The following is a 17,574-nucleotide window of genomic DNA, read 5'->3' as shown; positions in this document are numbered from 1 at the left end:
GTATGAGCAAACGTCCTCAACGCAAAGTTACACGTCGTCAGTTTCTTGTTAATACAAGTAAAGGGGCGTGCGGCGTCGGATTTATGGGAATGGGGCTGGCTGGTTATTCGAATCAGAGCCAGTCCGCTAACCCGCAGATGCTGCGTCCGCCGGGTGCATTGACTGAAGCTGATTTTCAGTCCGCGTGTATCCGCTGCGGTTTATGTGTTGAGGCTTGTCCTTACGATATGCTGAAATTAGGAAGGTTATTTCAGCCGATAGCAACCGGAACACCTTATTTCCTGGCACGCACAGATCCCTGTGAGATGTGTGAAGATATTCCTTGTAAAGCGGCCTGTCCGACAGGTGCACTTGACCCGGAACTTAACAATATCGATGACGCTAGAATGGGGCTGGCAGTGCTGATTGACCAGGAGAATTGTCTTAATTTTCAAGGTCTGCGCTGTGATGTTTGTTATCGTGTATGCCCGTTGATAGATGAAGCGATCACTTTAGAGATGCATCGCAATATCCGCACCGGACATCATGCTGTTTTTATTCCTACGGTGCACTCCGATCTGTGTACCGGCTGTGGTAAATGTGAAGAAGCGTGTGTATTAGAAGAAGCCGCGATTAAAGTGCTGCCGAGAACTATCGCTAAAGGCGAGCTTGGGCACCATTATCGCTGGGGATGGAAAGAGAAAGAAAAAGCAGGCGAATCATTAATTGACCCGGTATTAGATCTGCCGGACCGTGTTCCTGAGGTGCTGAAATGAAAAATAATCAGTCTTTAGGATTCGATGCAGTAAAGAAAAAAGGCTGGTTGTTATCCAACCGCTTTTTAATACTGCGCCGCACAGTGCAGCTGATGATATTAACGCTTTTCTTACTCGGCCCGTTAGCTGGAATCTGGATTATTCAAGGTAATTTAAGTTCCAGTCTGCTATTAGGCGTGGTGCCTTTTACTGACCCGTTTATACTGCTTCAAAGTATGGCTTCAGGACATCTGCCGCTGTTTCAGGCATTTTTAGGGGCATTAATTGTTGTTCTGTTTTATGGATTAGTTGGCGGGCGTGTATTCTGCTCCTGGATTTGTCCGGTTAATTTATTAACTGATGCGGCCGCATGGTGCAGAAGAAAACTGAAATTACGCAAAGAGAAAGTAATAAGCCGTCAATGGCGCTACTGGATATTAGCAATGGTAATGATACTGCCCCTTTTTACCGGGGTAATGTCATGGGAACTGGTTAATCCGGTTTCTGCATTTAACCGGGGGCTGTTTTTCGGCATGGGGTTAGGCTGGGTCTTATTCTTAATGATCTTTCTGTTTGACCTGCTTGCTGTTGAAAACGGCTGGTGCGGCCATTTGTGTCCGATGGGGGCTTTTTACTCTCTGATCAATCGAACTAGTTTAATAAAAGTGAGTGCAGTTAAACGTGAACAATGTACAGACTGCTCAGACTGTTTTGATGTTTGTCCTGAACCCGAGATTTTAAAAGGTCCGGTATATGGAAAAAAACATGAAATTGGACCTTTAGTTAAAGACTTAACTTGTACAAACTGCGGCCGTTGTGTTGATGTTTGTGCAGAAAATGTTTTTGAAATTACAACCGTTTTAAGCGGTAAGAATAACCTGGCAAAGGGTGGAGAAATAAAATGAAAAAATTGCTAACAGTGATAGCAGCAGGGATAGTAGCATTATCGGCATCACCAGCGTGGAGCAGTGACAGCGATATAATCACAGATAACGGCGGGGTTTTATCATTACGCGGTTATGAGCAGGTTTCAGATATCAATAAATCAGAGGCAATGAAGCGTGTTCCACGTGATCAGCAGCTGATTGACAGAGAGTATATACAGCAGCCTCCGTTAATTCCGCACAGCATTCGCGGCTATCAGGTTAATACTAATGCGAATAAGTGTTTATCCTGCCACAGCTTTAAAAATGCCGGCGCCATGGCTGCAACAAAAATCAGTGTGACACACTTTGAAACGCGTGAGGGAGAAACCTTGTCTGATGTTTCACCACGCCGATATTTCTGTTTACAGTGTCATGTACCGCAGGCTGATGCTAAACCTCTGGTTGAAAATACTTTCAAACCTGTTGATTCGTTACAATAAGTCGGGAGTTTACAATTATGCTTAAACTATTGAAACGTTTGTGGTTTATTATGAAAACGCCGTCATCGGCCGCATTTGGTTTTATACTTTTTCTTGGTTTTGCCGGTGGTATTATTTTCTGGGGCGGCTTCAATACGGGTATGGAAGCAACTAATACAGAAGAGTTCTGCTCAGGCTGTCATGCACCGATTGTTAAAGAGATCCAGGAAACAATTCACTACTCAAATCGTTCCGGCGTACGTGCTATCTGTTCTGACTGTCATGTTCCGCATAACTGGACAGATAAAATTGTCCGTAAAGTACAGGCGTCTAAAGAGTTAGTGGCATTTGCAATGGGCACTATCAATACTCAAGAAAAATTTGAAGAACGCCGCGCATACCTTGCAAATCGTGAATGGCATCGAATGAAAGCGAATAATTCTCAAGAATGCCGCAACTGTCATGAGTTTGATTTCATGGACTTCAGTGAGCAGAGGGCACTAAGTGTTAAACAGCACTCAACTGCCTTAGCATCAGGCGATAAAACCTGTGTTGACTGTCATAAAGGCATCGCGCACCAGTTACCTGATATGAAGGGAGTAGAAGGCTGGTAAACTACCTTGCCGACATCTCTATTAAGGGGCTGTAAAGCCCCTTTTTTTATTGAATAACTAGGAATTTTAGGTTTGAAAATAGCAGGAATTGTATTAGCCGGCGGCCTGTCCAGCCGAATGGGGCAAGATAAAGCAAAGTTATTATTAGAAGAGCAGACGCTGCTCAGCCGCTGTGTTAATCTGCTGGAGTCTTTAGATTTACAACATGTTTATGTTAGCGGAGAATATGCGCAGTTTGACTGCATTGCGGATCTGCACCCGCAGTTAGGGCCGATAGGCGGCTTACATGCCTGTGTTGAACAGTTGTCGGGTTTATATGATGCGCTGTTTATTATGCCCGTAGATATGCCTTTACTGCGGAAAACCGACTGTGCTTTATTGATTGAAAAATATCAGCAGTTCAGCCGCGGCGTGTTTTACCAGCAGGTGACATTCCCTATGATTTTACCGCTTAATAAGCAGCTCAAAGATTATTTAGCAGAAGCGTTAATTTCACCACAGAAAAAACAACGCTCTCTGTACCGTTTACTTAAAACACTTAAAATACAGTCTGTTAATTACCAGCAGCAGGATGATTTCCGCTTCCAGAACAGTAATACACCACAAGAATGGAAAAACTGTCAGGAAATGCATGCAAAACTGTCTGACTAACTAGGGCCTGTTTATCCTTGAAAATTGCCCCTGTTGAGCCTGAAAGTTTCTCAATCAAGGCGCGAAGAATGAAGTTTAGTTGTTCTAAATGAGTGATGAGCAACGTAGAGTGAGGGATTTTCAGCCTCAACCCGAAGGGCTGGGGCTATTTTTACACTCAACTTCGTTATCAGTCATTAATGTAGAGTGCTACACTGCATGACTTCTGCCTTGCTGAGCATAAAAATAGCCTCCAGCAGGAACAAAGAGCAAAGATAAATAGGCCCTAAAATAATAATAAGGAATAAAAATGAGTCATCTCTCTACAAAAGAATTTAAATCATCAAAAATTGCCGTATTAACGGTCTCCGATACCCGTACTGAAGAAACGGATACCTCGGGTGCTTATCTGGTCGACTCTTTAGAAGAAGCGGGCCACCACCTGGAAGACAAGCAGATTGTTATTGATGATGTGTATAAAATTCGTGCGGTAGTTTCCAGCTGGATAGCCGATGAGAAAATTGAAGCGATTTTAATTACCGGCGGAACAGGGTTCACATCGCGTGATACTACACCTGAAGCTGTCTCGGTTTTATTTGATAAACAAGTTGAAGGATTTGGTGAACTGTTCCGCCATATCTCTTATCAGGAAATCGGCTCATCAACTATTCAAAGCCGCGCAGTTGCCGGTTTTGCTAATAAAACCGTGATTTTCTGTATGCCGGGGTCAACGGGCGCATGTAAAACCGCATGGTCAAAAATAATTGTTGAACAGCTGAATTCTCAGCATAAACCGTGTAACTTTATGCCGCATGTTGGTGTTTAATATGAACAGTCAATTTACTCATATTAATCAGGACGGCAAAGCGAATATGGTGGATGTGACCGATAAGCGTGTCACGGAGCGTCAGGCTGTTGCGCAGGCTTATGTTGAAATGTCGGCGCAGACCCTGGATTTAATTGTCAGCGGACAGCACCATAAAGGTGATGTTTTCGCGACAGCAAGAATTGCCGGCATTATGGCCGCTAAAAAAACCTCTGATGTTATTCCGCTGTGCCATCCTTTAGCCTTAACAAAAGTTGAAGTTGAGTTAACTGCTGAGCCGCAGTTTAACCGCGTTAAAATTCAAAGTTTATGTAAACTTTCGGGTAAAACCGGTGTCGAGATGGAAGCGTTAACGGCCGCTTCAGTAGCCGCATTAACTATTTATGATATGTGCAAAGCGGTGCAGAAAGATATGGTTATTACCCAGGTTAAGCTGCTTGAAAAAACCGGCGGAAAATCCGGGCACTTTAAAGCGGATAATATTTAAAATTAAGGACTAAAGATGATTAAAGTGTTGTTTTTTGCGCAGATTCGCGATCAGCTGGCAACCAGCGAATTACAGATGGCCAGTGATGAAAACAGCAGTGTACAGGCGCTGCTGAGTAACTTGAAAGCCCGTGATGACAAGTGGAATAGAGTACTTTCTAATACCCGGCTGATGGTTGCTGTTAATCAGACAATCTGTAATGACAATGTTGATCTGCACAGTGGTGATGAAGTTGCTTTCTTTCCGCCAGTAACCGGCGGTTAATTATGATTAAAGTACAGAGTGAAGACTTTAATCAGCAGGTTGAATATAACCGGCTGCGTAAAGATCCCAGCGTTGGTGCCGTGGTGACCTTCAGCGGACTGGTCAGGGATATTAACCAGGGAGAGCAGGTCAGCACTTTAACCCTGGAGCATTATCCGGGAATGACCGAGTCCTCTCTAGCTGAAATAGTTAAGCAGGCGGAGTCGCGCTGGAATATTATTGACTGTACGGTTATTCACCGCATTGGTGAGCTGCAGCTGCTGGACCAGATTGTGTTTGTCGGTATTGCTAGTCTGCACCGTCAGGATGCGTTTGCCGCCTGTGAATTTATTATGGATTATTTGAAAACTCAGGCGCCTTTCTGGAAAAAAGAAACCAATGCTCAGCAGCAAAGTTACTGGGTTGATGCCCGAGACTCGGATCAGGAAGCTTTAAATAAATGGACTGATAAATGAAACTGCTGACAGTGCTGCTGCTGATATTTGTTATGCCGCTTCATGCTTCAATTAAAGTGGCGGTTGCCAGTAATTTCAAAACTACATTAAATGAAATTGCTTTGCGCTATCAGCAGTTATCTGGAGATAAAGTGATTATCTCCAGTGCATCCACGGGCACTTTATTTAATCAGATCCGTCATGGCGCTCCATTTGATCTGTTTTTATCCGCAGACAGTGAACGTGCTGTCTTGATTGAAGACTCCAAGTACGGCGTAAAAGGTTCGCGTTTTACCTATGCACAGGGCAGGCTGGCGTTCTGGCTGCCGCAGGGAGAAAAGGTTAATCAGCAGACGCTGCTGGATTTTTCCGGGCGTCTGGCTATTGCCAACCCTAAACTTGCACCTTACGGCCTAGCATCAAAGCAGACCTTAAAACAGTTAAATCTGTGGCAGCGCTTTTCCTATATAAAAGGTGCAAATATCGCCCAGACCTATCAGTTTATTGATTCGGGTAATATTAATGCCGGATTTGTGGCTTATTCACTGCTGCTTCAGAATAATAAACAGCATTATTATTTAATCCCGGATAATCTGCATCAGCCGATTCTGCAGCAGGGGGTGTTATTAACAGCCGCCGCTGATAATAAAAAAGTATTAAATTTTATCAATTACTTAAAATCAGAAACAACACAGGCATTCATTCGGGAAAAAGGTTATTTATAAAATATGCTTGATGCATTAGATTACAGCGCGATTTTTTTAACCTTTAAACTAGCCGGATTAACCACGGTTATTTTATTAATTATTTCTCCGCCGCTGGCCTGGTGGCTGGCCCGCAGCAAACGTTTTTATCGTCCCTTCGTGGAAGCTTTAGTTGCACTGCCTCTGGTACTGCCTCCGACGGTACTGGGTTTTTATCTGCTGATCTCCTTTTCGCCGGACAGTTTATTCGGCGGCTTGTGGATGAGTTTAACCGGCGGTACCTTAGCTTTCTCTTTTTCCGGTTTATTAATTGCTTCAATTATTTATTCCCTGCCTTTTGTGGTGCAGCCGCTGCAGAGTGCCTTTGTCAATTTAGATAAAGACTACCTTGAAGTCGCTTCGACACTGGGTTTTAATTCCACGGAAACATTTTACCGGGTGGTTTTTCCCATGGTGCTACCGAGTTTTATTATTGCCGGCGCATTAGGTTTTGCACATACCATAGGGGAATTTGGTGTGGTGCTGATGATCGGCGGTAATATTCCCGGCGAAACGCAGGTATTATCCATTGCACTATTTGATCATGTTGAAACGCTGCAGTACGAGCAGGCGCATGTACTGTCATTCAGCCTGTTAGCCTTTTCCATGGCGCTGCTGATGTTTATTTACGGTGTGCTGCAGAAACGCCAGAAGAGGCTGAGTAATGCTTGAGTTTGATCTTATAAAACATGAATCTGAGCAGCTGCTGTTTCATTTTCAAGGGGCCTTACAGTTAAAAGGAGTCTGCACTGTTTTTGGTGATTCCGGTGCGGGTAAAACTTCACTAATACGGGCTTTTGCCGGGTTAGATAACTCCTTTTCCGGTAAATTAAATTTTAAACAGTGTCAGTGGCAGAGCCAAAGCTCTTTTATTAAAACGGAAAAGCGCAGGATCGGCATGGTTTTTCAGGAGCCGCGTTTGTTTCCGCATCTTAATGCGCTCGGCAATTTACAGCTGGCGTGTAAAAAAGCGCCTAAAAGTTTGTACACAATCGATGAGTTAGCTGAATTATTGGATTTCAGTTCACTGCTTGATAAAAAAAGCCATCAACTGTCCGGCGGACAAAAGCAGCGTATTGCGATTGCACGTGCCATTTTAACCGATCCGCAGCTGCTGATTATGGATGAACCTTTATCCTCACTGGATCAGCACAGCCGTAAGTTATTGTTACCTTTTATTAAAACTGTCAGTAAACGTATTCCGATTATCTATATTACCCACTCTATGCCCGAGGTGTTTTATCTCAGCCGGCAGATGATTTTAATTGATCAGGGCAGGGTGGAGGCGATTGGAGAGCCTCAGACCCTGTTTTTAAATCCTAAATTAAGCCTGGCTAAACATGCGCATTCTGGACTGCTGCTGAATGTCGATTCAGTTAGCTGGGATAAAGAGTATTCGCTGCTGCATGGTTTAGTGGACAATCAGGAAATTATTTTAGCGATTGATACCCAGCCCGGCGAAACCCGCCTGCAGATTAAAGTCGAAAGTAAAGATGTGATTATTGCCGCCCAGCGTTTAAGCGGCAGCTCTCTGCAGAACTGCTTACAGGTCAGTATCGAACAGATTGAATCGTTATCAGCCGGCAGTGTGTTATTAACCCTGAGTACGGGTAAGCAGAAACTGCTGGCTAAAATAACCTTAAAATCATTAAAAGAGCTGAATCTGCAGCTTAGGCAGACTGTATTTGCTTATATTAAAGCGGTCAGTATTCTAGGGGAAAGCCTGTAATTCTTTAATTAACTGCTTTTCAGCAGTTATACTCAAGCGGCTTGAATCTGCATCTGCAGATAGTTTGGTTATATATTCCAGTGGATCTATTTACATGCTAATGATTCTCATTTACAGTCTGTGCTAATGTAAATTTACGGATAAATTAATGAGTCAGCAAGCCCGCCTTCAAGCCCCGCAGTTATTGAGTTTAATGGAAGAGAAACGCTACGGGGTGGAATACCAGCCGATCGTTGCTGTCAGCAGTAATGATATTTTTGCCTACGAATGCCTGTCGCGTTTTTTTGATGCGGATAACAGCTGCATACGCCCGGATCTTGTGTATGCTTCTTTACATGATAATCCGCTGAGTTTATTTCAGGTAGAGTATGCACAAAAGATACTGCAGTTATCATATGCTCCCGAGAGTACAGATATTTTTGTCAATCTAGATCAGGACTCCTATTCAGCCCCGGGTTTATTAAAAAGTGATAATCCTTTTGTAAAACTGTTTAATAATTATCAGAAATCTAATGTGATTGTTGAGCTGATTGAAAACTCAGAGCTTAGTGATGCCGTGATGAGTCTAGCGATGATTGATAACCTTGCTAAGAATAATATTAATACGGCGATTGATGATCTTTTTAATCCGCAGTCGATGTTGTCAACATCAGTGGTGCAGATGGTGGATTATATTAAGCTGGATAAATATGTACTCAGAAATAAAAACAATAGAAATTTCATGGCGTTAGTCAGCTGTATGGTAAGTTATGCGCATAATACCGGTAAACAGGTGATACTCGAAGGGGTGGAAACTTCGGATGATTTTAATTTTGCAGAAAAACTCGGGATTGATTATGTACAGGGGTTTTTATATAAGAAGTTGTTTAAACAGGTACAGTAAATGCCGTACCTGCTTAAATCAGTATTTACATCTGCGTCTGCAGCCCGGAAATCTGATGCCAGAATCCGTTACACTCTTTGCTGCCAAGAATAACCGGTTTGTCTAAGCCTTTTAATGCGCCGCGGTAATCACTTAACACTTCGAAGCTTTCGCTGCCGGAAGGACTGACACGCACCACATCTACCAGTCCTTCCATCGACGGCAGATCATTAATCAGGTTATAACAGTAACCAGATTGTGTCTGAATACCGTTTAATACAAACACCTGCTGATCTTCCTGTGTGGTTGTCGGACGTCCGGTCGGGTATTTTATACAGCACAGCTCGCAGTCGTCTTTGGCTTTGTTTTCAGAGCGGGCAGTGAAGCAGCGTGCTGAATAGGCAAGCGGCATAAAACCATGAGAAAAAACTTCAACTTCAAACTGCTCGCGAATACCTAAGTCTTCACAGTCTGTCATTGTTTTAACTAACCAGTCGCGGGACAGTTCAACGGGCATTACCCAGCGCTGCATGCCTTTATTAACAAACAGTTTTAGAACACTGGCGTTATAACAGTTAATAGCCGGGCCGCAGACAAAAGGAACCTTGCTTTCAGAGAGTAACTGCACAGCACCCACATCGTTAGCTTCAACTTTTAAGCTGCCGTTTTCGCACAGCTGGCGTAATATTTTAACTTCCGAAGGCGCTTCTAACAGCGCCATACTGGAAAGAACAATCTCTTTTCCCTGATCGTCCAGTGCTTTCGCCAGTTCAATCCAGTCACGGGTTTTTAATTCGCGACGTTTACTGCAGACGGTTTCGCCTAAATAGATAACATCAGCTTCGCTTTTTAAAGCCTGCTGGTAAAAATCTTCTACGGTTTGTTTCGGCCAGTAATAGAGAAGAGGGCCTAATGATAATTTCACGCTGTTTCCTTAAATTTACTGCCAGTCACGATGATATGCGCCAAGTGTTGTCTGGCTGCCTTCTGATACGTTTGCAAGAACCGCATTCCACTGCTCTTTTACCTGATAAGCTTGTGGATTAGCTTTATAGCTGTCAATGGCTTCACGCCATACACGGGTTATCTGCTCCACATATGCCGTGCTGCGCTGGCGGCCTTCAATTTTGACCGAACAGATGCCGGCTTTCATTAATTCCGACACCATAGACAGTGTATTTAAACTGGTCGGCTCTTCCAGTGCGTGATAAAGATTATTATCAACATTGAATTTACCTTTACACAGGGTTGGATAACCGGCTTTTTCATCATCTTGATAACGATCAATCAGAATATCATTAAGACGCGATTCCAGGCCGTTGTTGGTTTCCTGGTAACGGACAAACTTTGCCGGAGAGCAGGCGCCGACAGTATTTGGTGATTCACCAGTGAAATAGGATGACAGATAACAGCGGCCTTCCGCCATAATACATAAACTGCCGAAGGCAAACACTTCCAGGTCCATATCGGTATTTCTGGAAAGCTGCTTTACCTGCTGAATCGATAGAACACGCGGCAGCACCACGCGTTTCACATTAAAATTCTGTTTATAAAAATCGATGGCCGCAGTATTGGTTGCCGAAGCCTGTACTGAAAGGTGCAGTTCCAGCTCCGGGTATTTATTAGCCGCATAATCGAGTGTGGCAATATCGGCAATAATAGCAGCATTGGCGCCTAAATCGACACATTTATCAACGGCATTCTGCCAGCGCTTTTCGCCGCCCGGGTGGGCAAAGGTATTAATGGCGACATGTAGATGTTTGTTATTATCACGCACATATTGTGCGCCTTTGGCGAGTTTTTTATCATTAAAATTTAAACCGGCAAAATGGCGGGCGTTAGTATCATCTTTCAGACCGACATAAACGGCATCGGCGCCACAATCAATGGCGGTTTTTAAAGCAGGCAAGCTGCCGGCAGGGCAGAGAAGTTCCATAAATATCCTAACTATACAAAGTTGCATAATTGTAAAAAAATATCAGATTGTTTTATTGATATAGGGCAGGAATGCAGAGAAAATTTAACATTAAGAAAAAATATTGATTTAGACTAATATAAATCTGAACTTAACATTTATAATCCAGCCGTTATCATTAATCGGGAAAATCCATGTTCAAATCTGTGCTTGCCAATATTCATCATAACCTTGTTATTAATGCCCCTAAAGTGCTTGCTCTGCCGAGCGCACTGCTGCCTTTTTTTGTACAAAAAAAACTACTGTCGGAATTATTAGATAACGTTTTTGCTGAAGCCATCGAAGACGGCGATTTAGAGTTTTTACAAGAAAAGTGGTTAAAAGTAGAAGTAACAGATCTGAAACTGACCTGGTATTTAAGCTTTGCTGAGGATAAGTTAATTATCGAAGAGAAATGTGCCCAGGAAGACGTGGTATTTTCCGGTGCGGTTAATGAACTTATTCTTATTGCCGGAAGAAAAGAAGATCCTGATACGCTGTTTTTCCAGCGCCGTTTATCCATTCAAGGGGATACCGAGCTCGGCTTAGAGATTAAAAATCTGCTTGATAATATCGATTTTGATAATTTACCGCCGCTGGCACAAAAAGCGCTGAATCACTTCTCTAATTTCATTCAGCAGGGGCTGCGTGAACCTGTGCACAAAGCAGCTGTCGCTTAATCAAAAACACCCCGTAAAGCCGCTGCCTGGTATATTCCGGGCAGCACTGTTTTGAGCTTCCTCTTGTTATAGTAAATTCCTACTCCACATCCTTATCTGATTGTATTTTAAATATTTAGCTTGATGTTATGTTAACTATTCAGGTACTTTTTATCTTTGCTTTAAAGCTGAATTCACTCTCTGCACAGTATTATTTTTTGCTAAATATCTGCTATTAATTTGAAGCCATAGTCATAATTGCAGGTGCAATATTGTGCTGGATCAATTTATTCTCTAGCATAAAGTGATGCTATTTTGTACTTTTGCTGCTTTTTTGCACTTTTGTTATAGGTAGATCTGCCGGTTTTTTAATCATGCAGATAATACTGATAATGAACGGAATCAATTTATTAACTGCACGGGAAACCGTTTAGTTACCAGGAATCAGGTAATGTCTCTATTAGAAGTAAAAAATCTTCGCATTGAATATCCTTCTCGCCATGGAGTTCATGCGGCCGTTAAGTCACTCTCTTTCACCATTGAAAGGGGAGAAATTGTCGGTGTTGTCGGAGAGTCAGGTGCCGGTAAATCCACTGTGGGTAATGCTATTATTGACCTTTTAAGCCCTCCTGGTGTTATTGCCAGCGGAGAGGTCTTTCTTGAAGGTGAAAAAGTATCCGGTTTATCCCCGCAGGAGATGCGTAAAGTACGCGGCTCCAAAATCGGGTTTATTTTCCAGGATCCGATGACATCACTCAACCCGCTGTTCACCATTGAACGTCAGTTAACCGAAACAATACTTGCCAACCTTGATGTTACTCCAGAAGAAGCGCTGTCCAGAGCGTTAACATTAATGGAGCAGGTCGGTATCCCTGAGCCTCATCTGCGTATTAAGCAGTACCCTCATCAGTTCTCCGGGGGAATGAGACAGCGTGTGGTAATTGCCATTGCACTTTCAGGTGAGCCGGACTTAATTATTGCCGATGAACCAACTACTGCACTGGATGTATCGATTCAGGATCAGATCCTCAAGCTTATCCGCGATTTATGTATTAAGAAAAATGTCGGCTGCATGTTAGTAACCCATGATATGGGCGTAGTTTCAAATGTTACCGATAAAGTTGCGGTTATGTACCGCGGTGATCTAGTTGAATTCGGTGCAACGCAGCAGGTGCTCGGCACTCCGGAGCATGACTATACGCGCAGCCTGATTTCTGCGGTTCCCCGTTCAGATATTAAACTGGATCGTTTCCCGCTGGTAAGTTATATCGAAGAAGCGCATGAAATGGAGCAGCTGGATATTAAAACGCACTGGCTGGGACAGAGTGAAGATCAGCGGATCTACACCGGGCCTCTGCTGAATGTTGAAAATGTCAGTTTACGATTTATTACTAAAGACTCTTTTTTTGAAAGCCGCCGGGAGTTTGTGCAGGCATCAAATAATGTCAGTTTCCAGATTCAGGAAGGTGAAACTTTTGGTCTGGTAGGTGAGTCCGGATCCGGTAAATCAACTATTGCCCGGGTTATTGCCGGTTTATATCCGCCTGATGAGGGTAAGGTTACTTTTGAAGGTGTTGATTTAACCGCATTGAAGTCGGAGAAAGAACGCCGTCCGATGCGCAGACAGATGCAGATGGTCTTCCAGAATCCTTATACTTCAATGAATCCGCGTATGAAAATATTCGACATCATTGCTGAACCGATTCGTTTTCATAAGTTAGCAGAATCAGAAGCGCAAATTCGCCAGATCGTACATGATCTGCTGGATCATGTTGGTCTTGGGCGTATGGCCGGCGTGAAATATCCCCATGAATTTTCGGGAGGTCAGCGTCAGCGGATCTCTATCGCGCGTGCTTTAGCAACACGTCCGCGACTACTTATCTGTGATGAACCGACATCCGCACTGGATGTATCCGTACAGGCGCAGATCCTGAACCTGCTTAAGGATCTGCAGGATGAATTAAATCTGACTATGCTGTTTATCAGCCATGATCTGCCGGTTATCCGTCAGGTATGTGACCGTATCGGTGTAATGAAACAAGGACAGTTACTGGAAATATCACCGACAGAACAGTTGTTTACTAATCCACAGCATGAATACAGTAAACATCTTGTATCTTTAATGCCTGAATTTAAAGGCTTAAGAAACGATTTAGAATCAGCATAAAGTGCACGGCTTTAGGCGAGTTTAGCTAAAGCCGTGACCACCTGCTAATAACAACTAAAAATGGAAAGGGAAATTTCCCGTTAAAGGAGCTATTAAATGAAATTCTACAAAACCAAACTAGCAGCAGCATTACTGGCTGCAGGTCTAAGTTTTACGTCAAGTGCCGCGGATATTACTGTTGCCTATGATGCCGATCCGGTATCGCTTGACCCGCACGAGCAGCTTTCTGAAGGCACTATGCAGATGTCGCATATGCTTTTTGATCCGCTGGTTCGTTTGACTAAAGAGTTCGATTTTGAAGCGCGTTTAGCTGAAAAATGGCAGAGAATCGATGATACAACTTTCCGTTTTAATCTGCGCAAGGGGGTTAAATTCCATTCTGGTAATACTATGACAGCCGATGATGTTGTCTGGACATTTAACCGCCTGAAAGTATCCGGTGATTTTAAAGCTATTTTTGCCCCGTATGAAAAAATGGTTAAAGTTGATGACTACACGGTAGAAATTAAATCAACAGAACCCTATCCTCTGGTGCTGCAGACAGCTACGTATATTTTTCCGATGGACAGCAAGTTCTACGGCGGACAAATTGACGGCAAAGATAAAGCGGCTATTGTAAAACACGGTAATTCTTTTGCATCAACCAATGTTTCAGGTACAGGTCCGTTTATTGTCACTTCTCGCGAGCAGGGCATTAAAGTTGTCTTTGAGCGTTTTGACGATTACTGGGACACTAAATCTCCGGGTAATGTTGATAAACTAACATTAGTGCCGATTAAAGAGAATGCCACTCGAGTTGCCGCACTGCTTTCCGGTGATGTAGATATGATTCATCCGGTTGCACCGAATGATCAGAAACGTGTTAAAACAACGAAAGATATCGAGTTAACAACCCTTTCTGGTACTCGCATTATTACTTTCCAGATGAATCAGAACAGTAATCCTGCCCTTAAAGATGTACGCGTACGTCAGGCAATCGTTCATGCGATTAACAATAAAGGTATTGTTAAGAAAATCATGAAAGGTTTTGCAACAACTGCCGGGCAGCAGGGCCCTGCAGGTTATTCTGGTTACGATGAAGCATTAGTGCCGCGTTATGATCTGAAAAAAGCTAAGCAGCTGATGAAAGAAGCAGGTTACGAGAAAGGCTTTAAACTTTCTATGATGGCGCCGAATAACCGTTATGTTAATGATGCCAAGATTGCTCAGGCGGCTTCTGCAATGCTGTCTAAAATAGGCATTAAAGTGGATCTGAAAACTTTACCTAAAGCGCAGTACTGGCCTGAATTTGACGTTTGTGCTGCAGATATGATGATGATCGGCTGGCATTCAGATACAGAAGATTCTGCAAACTTCTCTGAATTCCTAACCATGACGCGTAATAAAGAGACAGGTAAAGGTGCATACAACTGTGGTTATTATGCAAACCCTGAAGTTGACAAGTTAGTTAATGAGGCAAATTCAGAAACCGACATTGCTAAACGCTCGGCTTCACTGCAGAAAGTAGAGCAGATACTTTATAAAGAAGCCGCATTTGTGCCGCTGCACTGGCAGAACCTTGCCTGGGGTTCAAAATCTAACCTGCAGATTACACCTATTGTGAATGCACAAAACTTCCCGTACTTTGGCGACCTGGTTGTTAAGTAACGGTTTGTAATAAAGCAGTTATAAAGGCCGGCGCAGCTAATGTTTTATAATTACCTGCGCTAAGGCTTTAAAATTTATGTTAAACAACCTCAGACTGTATAGTTTTACAGTATGAGGTTTTAAGTTATAACAATGGTTTATAAGTGTTTGTTATAACAGGTCTACAACGTTTTAATCAGCATTTTTCTGCCGGGTTAAACGTCAATTTTTAAGTCTGCTTTTTCCAGATTTAATCATTTCAAATAATATAGGGAAGTATCAATGTTTACGTTTCTGGTCAAGCGCCTGTTTCAGGCTCTGATAGTGATGTTTGTGATAAGCCTGGTGGCCTTTGCCATTCAGGATAATCTCGGAGACCCATTACGTGAGCTGGTAGGTCAGTCTGTTTCTGAAGAAGAAAGACAAGTTCTGCGTGACGAGTTAGGTCTTAATGATCCGTATATGACCAAATATACACGCTTTGTCTCTAATGCTGTTCAGGGGGATTTAGGTACTTCTTATTTCTTTAAAAAACCTGCCGCCGAGGTGATTCTTAATAAGCTGCAGGCAACACTGGAACTGGTTTTTGGGGCCGCCTTAATTATTGTTTTTGTGTCTATACCGTTAGGGGTGTTTTCCGCTATTCATCCTAAAAGCGCCTGGACAAAAGTGATAATGGCACTCAGCAGCTTTGGTATTTCTGTTCCGGTTTTTCTGACTGCGATTATGCTGATGTATGTTTTCTCCATTGAACTTAACTGGCTGCCTTCCTATGGACGCGGAGATACAGTTAATATTCTCGGCTGGGAAACGGGCTTTCTGACCAAAGACGGTCTGCTGCATCTGATTCTGCCGAGTATTTCGCTGGCTTCTATTATGCTGCCTCTGTTTATTCGATTAGTGCGTTCGGAAATGCTCGAAGCATTAAGCTCTGAATATGTAAAATTTGCCACCGCTAAAGGTTTAGCGATGAACAAAATCTATTATCAGCATGCACTTAAAAATACTATGCTGCCGGTTCTTACCGTGGGTGGTGTACAGATAGGCACCATGGTGGCTTATACCATTTTAACTGAAACAGTATTCCAGTGGCCGGGCACAGGTTTTCTATTTTTAGAAGCGATTAACCGTGTGGATACACCTTTAATTACCGCTTATGTTATTTTTGTCGGTCTGATTTTTGTGGTCACCAATACCATTGTTGACTTGTTGTACGGGGTTGTTAACCCGACTGTAAATATTACCGGTAAAGGGGCATAACCATGAATACTATTACTTCTTCACACGTGCCGACCCGCTGGGAACGATTTAAAAATTCAGATCTGATTTATCATTTCAAGAAAGATAAAGTCGCAATGCTCAGCTTTGCACTGTTTTTAGCTTTTTTTACTGCAGCACTGTTTGCGCCGTTAATTTCGCCGACAAATCCTTACGATTTAAACAGTATCGATCTGATGGACTCTGAGCTGCCGCCGTCATGGCTGGAAGAGGGCGACGAACGCTTTCTGCTCGGCACTGATGATCAGGGCCGTGATATCCTTTCTACCATTTTATACGGTTCACGTTTATCCCTGACCATAGGTTTTTTAGCTGTCGGCGTACAGCTGATATTAGGTATTGTGATTGGTTTGTCTGCCGGTTACTTTGGAGGGCGCGTTGACAGTTTCTTAATGCGTTTTGCCGATGTGCAGCTGTCCTTTTCCACCATGATGGTGGCGATTATTGTCTCGGCGATTTTTAAAGCCAGTTTCGGCAGTGAGTTCTTCAGTCAATATGCGGTGATCATGCTGGTGGTGATTATCGGTGTGGCAGAATGGCCTCAATATGCTCGAACAGTACGTGCTTCTGTGCTTGCAGAAAAGCAGAAAGAGTATGTTGAAGCCGCGCAGGTAATGGGATTTAAAGCGGGCAGAATTATGTTCCGCCATATTCTACCAAACTGTCTGTCGCCTATTTTAGTAATTTCAACGGTGCAGGTGGCTAATGCTATTATGTCTGAAGCTGCTCTGTCATTCTTAGGTTTAGGCCTGCCGGTAGATCAGCCGTCTTTAGGCGCTTTAATCAGTATCGGTTTTAAATATATCTTCTCCGGTGCCTGGTGGATAACTGTTTTCCCGGGTGTAGTATTAGTGACACTGGTATTAGTTATTAACTTATTAGGCGACTGGTTAAGGGATGTATTTAACCCGAAAATCTACAAAGGTTAACAGCTGCGTTTAATAACAGACTATCGCTAAGGTATAAATAATCAGCCCTGTAATAATGCAGCAATGCCGTTCGGTTAAGCAATTTTAGGCTTATATCTTAACGGGTACCTTGATGGTATATAAAGCACTGAACGTGGAAACGTTCGGTGTTTTCTTTTTTTAGGCAAGATAAAATGCTTAACATCTTCGCGCATAAGCTGTAATTTTTTCGGAATTGTGCCGTTACCTGAGAGTGCATATCCGCGGATCTGCATATCTATAATGCAAATAGCTGATGTAAAGCTAACTCGGGT

General features: G+C 43.1%; 20 protein-coding genes and 1 pseudogene. 18 read left to right on the top strand and 3 right to left on the bottom strand.

The genetic code is table 11. From position 1 onward, the window contains the following. The first annotated feature begins 2 nt into the window (after positions 1-2). The 13 genes from napG (at position 3) to G337_RS0104940 (ending at position 8,689) form a co-directional block, all read left to right on the top strand. On the top strand, positions 3-755 hold the full coding sequence (gene napG, locus G337_RS0105000) for a ferredoxin-type protein NapG (RefSeq protein ID WP_028862900.1): 753 nt from the start codon (positions 3-5) through the stop codon (positions 753-755). Then, a complete protein-coding gene (gene napH, locus G337_RS0104995; RefSeq protein WP_028862899.1) occupies positions 752-1,639 on the top strand; it encodes a quinol dehydrogenase ferredoxin subunit NapH in 888 nt (295 codons plus the stop codon). The genes napG and napH overlap by 4 nt, the downstream gene beginning before the upstream one ends. After that, positions 1,636-2,100 carry a nitrate reductase cytochrome c-type subunit gene (locus G337_RS0104990; RefSeq protein WP_028862898.1) on the top strand — a complete coding sequence of 155 codons (465 nt, stop codon included), beginning with the start codon at positions 1,636-1,638 and terminating at the stop codon, positions 2,098-2,100. The genes napH and G337_RS0104990 overlap by 4 nt, the downstream gene beginning before the upstream one ends. Before the next feature lie 17 nt (positions 2,101-2,117). Beyond that, a complete protein-coding gene (locus G337_RS0104985; RefSeq protein ID WP_028862897.1) occupies positions 2,118-2,693 on the top strand; it encodes a NapC/NirT family cytochrome c in 576 nt (191 codons plus the stop codon). Positions 2,694-2,765: 72 nt separating this feature from the next. Continuing rightward, on the top strand, positions 2,766-3,344 hold the full coding sequence (mobA, locus tag G337_RS0104980; RefSeq protein WP_028862896.1) for a molybdenum cofactor guanylyltransferase: 579 nt from the start codon (positions 2,766-2,768) through the stop codon (positions 3,342-3,344). A gap of 289 nt (positions 3,345-3,633) precedes the next feature. Next, positions 3,634-4,149 carry a molybdenum cofactor biosynthesis protein B gene (moaB, locus tag G337_RS0104975; protein WP_028862895.1) on the top strand — a complete coding sequence of 172 codons (516 nt, stop codon included), beginning with the start codon at positions 3,634-3,636 and terminating at the stop codon, positions 4,147-4,149. A gap of 1 nt (position 4,150) precedes the next feature. Beyond that, the gene (gene moaC, locus G337_RS0104970; RefSeq protein WP_028862894.1) at positions 4,151-4,636 is read left to right on the top strand and encodes a cyclic pyranopterin monophosphate synthase MoaC; all 486 of its coding nucleotides are present in this window, start codon (positions 4,151-4,153) and stop codon (positions 4,634-4,636) included. A gap of 15 nt (positions 4,637-4,651) precedes the next feature. Next, complete coding sequence (gene moaD, locus G337_RS0104965) at positions 4,652-4,900, top strand: molybdopterin converting factor subunit 1 (protein ID WP_028862893.1); 249 nt, start codon at positions 4,652-4,654, stop codon at positions 4,898-4,900. Between the two features lie 2 nt (positions 4,901-4,902). After that, positions 4,903-5,355, top strand: a complete 453-nt coding sequence (gene moaE / locus G337_RS0104960) for a molybdopterin synthase catalytic subunit MoaE (protein WP_028862892.1) — start codon at positions 4,903-4,905, stop codon at positions 5,353-5,355. Further along, the gene (modA, locus tag G337_RS0104955; RefSeq protein ID WP_028862891.1) at positions 5,352-6,059 is read left to right on the top strand and encodes a molybdate ABC transporter substrate-binding protein; all 708 of its coding nucleotides are present in this window, start codon (positions 5,352-5,354) and stop codon (positions 6,057-6,059) included. The genes moaE and modA overlap by 4 nt, the downstream gene beginning before the upstream one ends. Positions 6,060-6,062: 3 nt before the next feature. After that, on the top strand, positions 6,063-6,749 hold the full coding sequence (gene modB, locus G337_RS0104950; RefSeq protein ID WP_028862890.1) for a molybdate ABC transporter permease subunit: 687 nt from the start codon (positions 6,063-6,065) through the stop codon (positions 6,747-6,749). Next, positions 6,742-7,806, top strand: a complete 1,065-nt coding sequence (modC, locus tag G337_RS0104945) for a molybdenum ABC transporter ATP-binding protein (RefSeq protein ID WP_028862889.1) — start codon at positions 6,742-6,744, stop codon at positions 7,804-7,806. The genes modB and modC overlap by 8 nt, the downstream gene beginning before the upstream one ends. Positions 7,807-7,954: 148 nt before the next feature. Continuing rightward, the gene (locus G337_RS0104940) at positions 7,955-8,689 is read left to right on the top strand and encodes an EAL domain-containing protein (protein WP_028862888.1); all 735 of its coding nucleotides are present in this window, start codon (positions 7,955-7,957) and stop codon (positions 8,687-8,689) included. A gap of 25 nt (positions 8,690-8,714) precedes the next feature. Here G337_RS0104940 and G337_RS0104935 read toward each other — a convergent pair whose 3' ends face one another. Both G337_RS0104935 and ubiU read right to left on the bottom strand, forming a co-directional pair. Then, the gene (locus G337_RS0104935; RefSeq protein WP_028862887.1) at positions 8,715-9,593 is read right to left on the bottom strand and encodes a U32 family peptidase; all 879 of its coding nucleotides are present in this window, start codon (positions 9,591-9,593) and stop codon (positions 8,715-8,717) included. Positions 9,594-9,608: 15 nt separating this feature from the next. Further along, positions 9,609-10,604, bottom strand: a complete 996-nt coding sequence (gene ubiU / locus G337_RS0104930) for a ubiquinone anaerobic biosynthesis protein UbiU (RefSeq protein WP_028862886.1) — start codon at positions 10,602-10,604, stop codon at positions 9,609-9,611. A gap of 173 nt (positions 10,605-10,777) precedes the next feature. On the opposite strand from ubiU, the gene ubiT reads away from it, so the two are divergent. The 5 genes from ubiT (at position 10,778) to G337_RS0104905 (ending at position 17,281) form a co-directional block, all read left to right on the top strand. Further along, a complete protein-coding gene (gene ubiT / locus G337_RS0104925) occupies positions 10,778-11,302 on the top strand; it encodes a ubiquinone anaerobic biosynthesis accessory factor UbiT (protein WP_051302978.1) in 525 nt (174 codons plus the stop codon). Between the two features lie 430 nt (positions 11,303-11,732). Next, the gene (locus G337_RS0104920; protein WP_028862884.1) at positions 11,733-13,448 is read left to right on the top strand and encodes a dipeptide ABC transporter ATP-binding protein; all 1,716 of its coding nucleotides are present in this window, start codon (positions 11,733-11,735) and stop codon (positions 13,446-13,448) included. A gap of 96 nt (positions 13,449-13,544) precedes the next feature. After that, positions 13,545-15,095 carry an ABC transporter substrate-binding protein gene (locus G337_RS0104915; RefSeq protein ID WP_028862883.1) on the top strand — a complete coding sequence of 517 codons (1,551 nt, stop codon included), beginning with the start codon at positions 13,545-13,547 and terminating at the stop codon, positions 15,093-15,095. Between the two features lie 261 nt (positions 15,096-15,356). Then, a complete protein-coding gene (locus G337_RS0104910) occupies positions 15,357-16,334 on the top strand; it encodes an ABC transporter permease (RefSeq protein ID WP_028862882.1) in 978 nt (325 codons plus the stop codon). 2 nt (positions 16,335-16,336) lie between these two features. Further along, positions 16,337-17,281: an ABC transporter permease gene (locus G337_RS0104905; RefSeq protein WP_028862881.1), complete on the top strand. Its 945-nt coding sequence runs from the start codon at positions 16,337-16,339 to the stop codon at positions 17,279-17,281. 74 nt (positions 17,282-17,355) lie between these two features. On the opposite strand, the pseudogene G337_RS29015 reads toward G337_RS0104905, so the two are convergent. Further along, a pseudogene (locus tag G337_RS29015) lies at positions 17,356-17,574 on the bottom strand (IS4 family transposase); the annotation flags it as partial.

This window comes from Psychromonas aquimarina ATCC BAA-1526 (assembly GCF_000428725.1).
Classification (GTDB): Bacteria; Pseudomonadota; Gammaproteobacteria; order Enterobacterales; family Psychromonadaceae; genus Psychromonas; species Psychromonas aquimarina.
The sequence above is the reverse complement of the archived record's forward strand: the minus strand, read 5'-3'. Positions and strand labels throughout refer to the sequence as shown.